Origin of the sequence: Acidovorax sp., assembly GCF_046314175.1 — a bacterium.
Taxonomy (GTDB): domain Bacteria; phylum Pseudomonadota; class Gammaproteobacteria; order Burkholderiales; family Burkholderiaceae_C; genus Acidovorax.
In genome coordinates this window covers 1-7,585 of sequence record NZ_JBKBXG010000141.1, presented here as the reverse complement: position 1 = coordinate 7,585, position 7,585 = coordinate 1, and the positions used below count along the sequence as shown (strand labels likewise).

Genomic DNA, 7,585 nt, shown 5'->3' with positions numbered 1-7,585 from the left:
GGTGACCTGTTGTCGGTCTTCGCCTTCGATGAATCGCTTCATGGGCACCTCGCTCAAATCGGGTGCCGTTATTTTAATTTTTAGCAGCGGTTGTGGGTTGGGTTTTCACACAGCCTCGGCCGCTTGCAGCCTGTCACGAGCGCCGCGCGACCAACGGCGCGGCGCCTTTGGAAATCACGCCGTGGCGAGCCGCTCCTTCGCCAATTTCGTACCCTCTGCCAGCGCCTTCAACTTGCGCCACGCCACGTCCCGGCTCATTGGCGCCAATCCGCAGTTCGTGCACGGGAACAGCCGCTCCTTCGGAACAAATTCCAGCGCCCGGCCAATGGTGTCTGCCACTTCCTCGGGTGTCTCGATCACGTCGCTGGCCACATCGATCACGCCGACCATCACGTCTTTGCCGGCCAACAGCTTCATCAGGTCGGGCGGCACGTGGGAGTGGATGCATTCCAGGCTCACCTGGTCGATGCTGCTCTTGGCCAGCGCCGGGAACACCGTTTCGTACTGGCGCCATTCGTCGCCCAAGGTGCTCTTCCAATCGGTGTTGGCCTTGATACCGTAGCCGTAGCAGATGTGCACTGCCGTCGTGCAGGTCAGGCCCTGCGCTGCGCGCTCCAGTGCCTGCACGCCCCAGTCGGCGGCATCCTTCATGTAGACGTTGAAGGCGGGTTCGTCGAACTGGATGATGTCCACGCCGTCGGCCTGTAGCGCAAGGGCCTCCTGGTTGAGCAGCTCTGCAAACGCGAAAGCCATCTTGACCTTGTCGCCGTAGAAGCGGTCGGCCACGGTGTCGACGATGGTCATGGGGCCGGGCAGGGTGAACTTCAGCTTTTTCTTCGTATGCGCGCGCGCCAGCTGCGCCTCGAAGGCGTGGACCCGGCCCTTCAGTCGCAAGGCAGAGACCACCTGCGGGACCATGGCGTCGTAGCGGTTGTCGCGGATGCCCATCTTGACCTTGTGCTCGAAGTCAATGCCCTCGACCTGTTCGAGGAAGCCGTGCACAAAGTGCTGCCGCGATTGCTCACCGTCGCCCACGATGTCCAGGCCTGCGTCTTCCTGGGCCTTGATCCACAGCAGCGTTGCGTCGGCCTTGGCCTGGCGCAGCGCATCGCCTTCGGCCATCCACTGGGGCCAGAGCTTGTTGGTTTCAGCCAGCCAGGCGGGCTTGGGCAAGCTGCCGGCGATGGAGGTTTCAAACATCGGAGGATTCCTTTGAAGCAAAGAGGGAGGTGGCGAGCATACGTCGGGACGCATTTCCCGACCTGCCATCGATGGCACGCTGGGGGGGACGTGACCGCAGGCAGCGCCGATGAGGGTGTCTCCATTCAGACAGGCCCAGCCTGGCCTGCTTTACGAGAAAAATTGGCCTCTAGCGCTTATCCATAAAGCGCCAGCAGCTATCAATTTTGAATACACCGCCGATCGGCGTGTGCCATGCGCTGCCTCAGCGCAGGCGCTTGAGCGTGGCGAGATACGCCACCACGTCTTCCCGGCCCTGAGCATCGTCCAGCTGGTAGTCCATGCCCTGGCCGGGGATGAGCGCCTCGGGGTTCGTCAGCCAGGCCTTCAGCGTGGCGCGGGTCCACAGGATCTTGCTGCGCTGCAACGCGGGCGAAGGGTCAAAGTCTTTCAGCGCGCCCGCGCGGCGCCCCACCACGCCCGCATGTGCGGGGCCGTCGCCATGCACGTTCACGCTGTGGCAGCTGCTGCAATGCGCTGCATACACGGAGCGACCGCGCTCCACAGACTGGGCTGCCGCCATGCCGTGGGCGGCCCACAGCAGAGCAGCCGCCATAGCGCAAATTCGGACACAAGGTAATTTGAAGAGGTGGGGCATGGCTGCGGTGTTTGTGTTCGTCGATGGCCGCGGGGGCCGCTGTGGCTGCGCGCAGCGCTGCGGGTTGTGCGGTGTTGCGTGTTGGCTATACGGCTGGGGTGCGCGTTTGGATTCACGCAGCGGCAGGGGGCACCTGGGTCAGAAACACAGATTTTTATGTCCTTCTTTGCATCCACACAGCGTTTTGTGGCGTATTCACCTACAACAGCAAGCATTGCCCACTCCGTGAGCACCGACCTTTCCCAGAGAATGGGCGCATGAGCACCCCCCAACCAGACCGTGACCTGATGGACCTTCTAGACCGCATCGCCGCGCAGGATGACTCCGCGCTCAAAAGGCTGTACGAGCGCACCTCGTCACCGCTTTTTGGCCTGGCATTGCGCATCGTTCGCAACCGCGATGTGGCGGAAGACGTGCTGCAGGAGGCCTTTCTGGGCATTTGGCGGGGTGCTGGCAACTACCGCGCATCGCTCAGTCCGCCCATGGCGTGGATGGGGCTCATAGTGCGCAGCCGGGCGCTTGATGCACTGCGCAAGCGCAGCAGCGACCGGGCCGACCTGATGAACGAGCTGGACGACGACCTGGCGCAGACCCTGGAGGGCGATTCGCCCAACCCCATGGACGCGGCCGATGCCAGCGAGCAGTCGTTTGCGCTGCACCATTGCCTGGGCAAGCTCGACCACAAGCAGCGCGAGGTGGTAAGCCTTGCGTACCTGCGCGATCAGAGCCACGGCGAGCTGGCCGAGCAGCTCAAACTGCCGCTGGGCACCGTCAAGACCTGGATCCGCCGGGGTCTGGAGCAGCTGCGCACCTGCATGGCGCGCTACGCCTGAATGAGGCTGGAGGAACCGCTGCCATGAACATCACCCAATACCCCGAACTCGTCGACCGCCTGGCCGCCAGCTACGCCCTGGGCACACTGCGCGGCGGAGCCCGCCGCCGTTTTGAAACCCTGGCGCGTGAACACGCCACCGTGCGTGCTGCTGCCCTGGTGTGGCAGACCCGCTGGTCGGGCCTGACCGAGCTGCAGCCCGCCATTGCGCCCGAACCGGCCGTGTGGACCCGCATCGACAACCTGGTGCAGGCCGACAAGTCTGCGGCAGCCATGCAGGCAGCGCGCGCTGCCCAGCCTGCCCCAGCCCCCGGCGGCTGGTGGCGCAACCTGCTGGTATGGCGCGGTGCTGCAGCCGCGGGGGCCATTGCCACGCTGGCGGCGGTCGTCGTCGGCGTGCAGGTCAACGGAGGCCTGCGGGCCACCACCGGCGCGCAGATTGCCACGCTGCAGCAGCAACTGCAGGCCACGCCACAGATCCAGTACGTGGCCGTGCTGGCCGACGACAAGGCGGCTGCTTCAATGCTGGTCACCTTCGACCCCAAAAACAACCAGCTGGTGCTGCAGCGCGTAGGCGGCTTCCAGGAAGGCGCGGACAAGTCGCTGCAACTGTGGGCGCTGCCGCCCGCCGGCGGCCCGCGATCGCTGGGCGTGCTGGGGCAGGACAAGCTGCTGACCTTGGTGGCGGGCGAGGCCGACGTACGCCAGGTGCCCACTCTGGCGATCAGCCTGGAGCCCAAGGGCGGCGTACCCAGCGCTACGGGGCCCACAGGGCCGGTGCTTTTCAAGGGTGAGCTGATCCAGCGCATGCTCTGAGTGAGGCACTGGTTGCCTGAGGTCCTGCCCAACTGAGCGCAGGGCGTCAGCAATGACGACATTCGCGTCGATCGGGCAAAAAAATATCCGGGATTCGTGAATCCGGTCTGCATCCGCGGTCGTATGTAAGTTGCAACAACTTTTTACAACCCGTTTCTTCACCGGAGACCACGATGACATCCAGGCCCCCCTTCACTTTCCTGGCTGCTGCCGCAGCGCTGGCCCTTGCCACCACCGGTGCAGCCCATGCCGATACGGGCAAGCTGCTGCTCACGGGGGGCGTCAGCACCATCGCCGGGTCGGCTGGCGGAGGCCTGACGCCCTGGGCCGTGATCGGCAGCAACGCCACCGCAGGCGAGGTGGGGTTTTCGGGCTACGTCACCCGCGCTGCCACGCAGGACTACAGCCTCAATGGCTACGGCTTGGCTGTGGGCCTGCATGACCGGGTGGAGCTGTCGCTGGCGCGCCAGGACTTTGACGCGTCGCCCGCCATCGCGCTCAACGGCATTGCGCCGTTTGGGGTCACTCCGGGGCAGCACATCAAGATGGATGTGATCGGCATCAAGGTCAAGGTCGCGGGCGATGCGGTGCTGAACGCTGACTCGCTCATGCCGCAGATCGCCGTGGGCCTGGAGCACAAACAGACGCATCCAGGCTCCATTGGGTCGGTGCTGGATTTTCTGGGCACCAAGACCCGTGGGACAGATGTGTATGTGAGCGCCACCAAGCTGCTGCTGGCGCAGAGCCTGCTCATCAATGGCACGCTGCGTTACACCAACGCCAACCAGAACGGCCTTTTGGGTTTTGGCTCTGCCGCGCCGGGCAAGAACAGCCGCAGCCTGCAGCCCGAGTTCTCCATTGCGTACCTCATCAACAAGAACCTGGCGGTAGGTGCCGAGTACCGCTTCAAGCCCAACAACCTGCAGGCGCTGGGCGCTGCCGCCGGCCTGGGCGCTGCGCTGCGCGAGGACGACTGGAAGGACATCTTCATCGCCTGGGCACCCAGCAAGAACCTGTCGCTGACGTTGGCCTATGTGGACCTGGGCCGCATCGTGCCCGGCATCACCAACAACCGCCGCCAGACCGGCTACTACCTGTCGGCCCAAGTCGCTTTCTGAGGAGACACATCCATGACGCATTCCAAAACCCTCATCGCCCTCGCCATCGCCCTGGGTGGCCTGCTGGCCCAGCCCGCCTTTGCACAGACCCCCAGCATGGTCACCACCACGGCGCCCGCGGGCCTGTACCAGGCGCTGGGTGAAAAGCCCGGCATCACCCGCCTGATGGACGACTTTGTAAACCGCTTGGTGAAGGACCCGCGCATCGGCGGTCACTTCAAGGACGTAAAACCGGCCGCCCTGAAGGAGAGCCTGACCGACCAGATTTGCCAACTGAGCGGAGGCCCTTGCAAATATGAAGGCGCTGACATGAAATCGGCCCATGCCGACATGGACATCAACAAGGGCCATTTCAACGCCCTGGTGGAGGTGCTGCAAAGCGCCATGGATGCCCAGGGCATACCGTTCGCTCAGCAAAACCGCCTGCTGGCCTTGCTGGCGCCCATGCACCGCGATGTGATCACCATCCGCTGAAAAAATGAACACATGAAAAATACTATTATTTTTGTAGCTGTCAGCGCTTTGTGGGCAAGCGCTAGCGCCGGAAATGTTCAAATCCAGGTGCTGGACCGCGACGGCAAGCCCGTGCCCGAAGCGGTGGTGGTGGTGTACCCCGGCGCGACGGGCGGCACACCGCCCAGCCTGCTACAGGCCAATCCCACCATCGAGCAGGAAAAGATGCGCTTCCTGCCCGCCGTCACGGTGGTCGAGCCCGGTGCCACCGTGCGGTTTACCAACCAGGACCGCTGGGACCACCACGTGCGCGGAGCTGCGGCGGGTCTTTCTGCGGCTGCAGCCCCCACCAACGCGGGTTTTGAACTGCGCCTGGCCGGCAAGGCGGACGGCAAACCCGCCAATTTCACCGAGGTGAAGCTGGATGCGGCGGGTGTGGTGCTGTTGTCATGCCACCTGCACGGCTCCATGCGCGGCCATGTATTTGTGACGGATTCGGGCTGGACGCTGAAGACCGATGCCGACGGTATTGCCCGATTTCCGGGCGTGCCGGATGGCGCCGCCCAGGTGCGGGTGTGGCACGCTGAGCAGTTGATTGATTTGCCGCGCAAGGCTTTGAATGTGGTACCCGGGCCGGTGCTGGACACCGTGCAGCTGAGCGTGGTGCCGCGCGTGCGGCGGGCGCCGCCTGCTACTCCTTCTACGACTCCTGGCGGGCCAATGGGCGGCTATAGCCAGGGGCCTGCAGGGCATGGGGAGCAGGTTGCGCATCGGCATTGAGCGATTCGTTGGTAGCCCGTGCGGGCTGAGCTTGTCGAATCCTGGCGCTGATCGTGGTGCGTGCCTTTGTTGAGGGCGGAGGCCGGGCGCACACCCCGGCCCCCGCCCCAAAACCAAGCACAGCCGTAACTATAAAAACAGTAGCTACCAGCGCTTGACAGATAAGCGCTAGCAGCCAAAAACACCAAAAATCCAAGACAAAACATCACCCCGGCATCCGCAACCCCGAAGAAACCGAAGGCACATTCGACGGCCGATCTTGTGGCCCCTGCGGTTGCTCCACCCGCACCAGATGCGCATCCCCGGCGCCACGCCCCACATTCCCATTGCCCGCCCCCGCACCCGTACCCCCCGCCTTGGTACTCCCTGCGGGCGAAGTCAAAAACAAATACAACGCCTGCGCATCCACATCACTCAATTGCCCCAGCGACTCAAACGGCATCACCTGAATCGGCGTGCCATCCGGCCGCTTGCCGGTGCGCAGCATGGTCACAAAGCTGGCGCTGCTGGCGTAGCGAGCCATGGCGCTGTCCTTGCCGGGGCGGATGTCGGATGCAGCGGGCCAGTCCGGTGGGCCGCCCGGGATCTTGCCGCCCGACAGGTCAGCGCCGTGGCAGCCGATGCACATGTTGGCTACGTACTGGCCATTGGCCACCGTCAAGCCCGCGGGCACGGGGCGCGATGGCGCCAGTTGGTGGTCGATGCGCGCGGCGGCGTCGGGGATGGCGCCCAGGCCGTACAGCACCCAGGCGGGGCGGGGCAGTTCCACCACAGCCTGCGTTCCCTCCTGGGGGTTGAACTGGCGCACGTACGACACCAGTGCGTTCAGGTCGTCGTTGGTAAAGCGGTTGTAGTCCTCGCTGGGCATCACCAGCACCGGGCAGCCATTGGGCTTGACGCCGTGGCGGATGACGCTGTTCCAGTCTTCAGGCTGGTATCGCTCCACCACGCCAGCGGGCGTGATGTTGGGGCCGACGATGCGCGTGCCCTTGCCGTCGTTCACAAACTCGCGGCCCGTGCCTTGCGCGCCGTGGCAGTCGGTGCAGCCGCGCGATGCATACAGATACCGCCCGTGCTCAATCGTCTGCGCTTCGGTGGTGTAGGCCACGGGGCGGGGTTTGATGTCGATGTAGCGATTGCGCTTTTGCTCGGCCATATACAGGCCGCTGGCTGCCGTGGCGGCAACGATGACGGTCAGCAGCAATGCGCTGCCAGCGGTCCATTTGAACCAGCGTTTCATGCGGCTCTCTTTTCTTCGAATGATTCGTCAAACAACGTGTTCAGGCGCCGGATTGTGAATTCGATGAAGCGGTTTGTGATCCCCTACCACCGCAGGGTGGAACACAGTCGGTGACATTTTTCACAATAGCCCCACTGGTGTAGTCCCGCAGCGCGCCCAGCGCTCGCGTGCGCCGCCAATGCCAATGCCAATGCCAATGCCAATGCCAATGCCAATGCCAATGCCAAGGCCGGGTAACCTAGCGCCCACCAAAGCAGGCTTGGTTTGGCTTGCTGTTTTATTGCGCACCCAGGGAGGCCACCTTGACCCGCACAACCACTCCTGCACTTATCGAATCCGAGCTGCCCTACAGCTTTGGCAGCCCCGTGCCGCTGACCACGCGCAGCAGTGGGCTGTTGTGGGCTGCCAGCGCAGTGGCCTTTGCGCTGTTGGTGGCCGTACCCCGCTGGTTGCCGGACCAGTGGGGTGGCGCTTTGGCCGCGCTGCTGTTTGTGGGCGTGCAGTGGGCG

9 protein-coding genes are annotated in these 7,585 nt (G+C 64.1%); 6 read left to right on the top strand and 3 right to left on the bottom strand.

Annotated features, from left to right (window positions below):
- Window positions 1–174: 174 nt before the first annotated feature.
- Together ACK4OE_RS24265 and ACK4OE_RS24260 are read right to left on the bottom strand one after the other, a co-directional pair.
- Window positions 175–1,200 (bottom strand): methionine synthase, encoded by a 1,026-nt coding sequence (locus ACK4OE_RS24265; protein WP_409888916.1) that lies wholly within the window; start codon window positions 1,198–1,200, stop codon window positions 175–177.
- A 244-nt stretch (window positions 1,201–1,444) separates the two neighbouring features.
- A complete protein-coding gene (locus ACK4OE_RS24260) occupies window positions 1,445–1,795 on the bottom strand; it encodes a c-type cytochrome (RefSeq protein ID WP_409888914.1) in 351 nt (116 codons plus the stop codon).
- A gap of 299 nt (window positions 1,796–2,094) precedes the next feature.
- Between ACK4OE_RS24260 and ACK4OE_RS24255 the strand changes: the two genes are divergently transcribed.
- The 5 genes from ACK4OE_RS24255 (at window position 2,095) to ACK4OE_RS24235 (ending at window position 5,836) form a co-directional block, all read left to right on the top strand.
- On the top strand, window positions 2,095–2,670 hold the full coding sequence (locus ACK4OE_RS24255; RefSeq protein WP_409888912.1) for an RNA polymerase sigma factor: 576 nt from the start codon (window positions 2,095–2,097) through the stop codon (window positions 2,668–2,670).
- Between the two features lie 23 nt (window positions 2,671–2,693).
- Window positions 2,694–3,485 carry an anti-sigma factor domain-containing protein gene (locus ACK4OE_RS24250; RefSeq protein ID WP_409888910.1) on the top strand — a complete coding sequence of 264 codons (792 nt, stop codon included), beginning with the start codon at window positions 2,694–2,696 and terminating at the stop codon, window positions 3,483–3,485.
- Between the two features lie 173 nt (window positions 3,486–3,658).
- Window positions 3,659–4,603, top strand: a complete 945-nt coding sequence (locus ACK4OE_RS24245; protein ID WP_409888908.1) for a DUF3034 family protein — start codon at window positions 3,659–3,661, stop codon at window positions 4,601–4,603.
- A 12-nt stretch (window positions 4,604–4,615) separates the two neighbouring features.
- Window positions 4,616–5,077 carry a group I truncated hemoglobin gene (locus ACK4OE_RS24240; RefSeq protein ID WP_409888906.1) on the top strand — a complete coding sequence of 154 codons (462 nt, stop codon included), beginning with the start codon at window positions 4,616–4,618 and terminating at the stop codon, window positions 5,075–5,077.
- A gap of 12 nt (window positions 5,078–5,089) precedes the next feature.
- Window positions 5,090–5,836 (top strand): plastocyanin, encoded by a 747-nt coding sequence (locus ACK4OE_RS24235; protein ID WP_409888905.1) that lies wholly within the window; start codon window positions 5,090–5,092, stop codon window positions 5,834–5,836.
- Window positions 5,837–6,041: 205 nt separating this feature from the next.
- Here ACK4OE_RS24235 and ACK4OE_RS24230 read toward each other — a convergent pair whose 3' ends face one another.
- Complete coding sequence (locus tag ACK4OE_RS24230; protein ID WP_409888903.1) at window positions 6,042–7,076, bottom strand: c-type cytochrome; 1,035 nt, start codon at window positions 7,074–7,076, stop codon at window positions 6,042–6,044.
- A gap of 302 nt (window positions 7,077–7,378) precedes the next feature.
- Between ACK4OE_RS24230 and ACK4OE_RS24225 the strand changes: the two genes are divergently transcribed.
- Window positions 7,379–7,585: hypothetical protein (locus ACK4OE_RS24225; RefSeq protein ID WP_409888901.1), on the top strand; the 207-nt coding region annotated here is incomplete at its 3' end.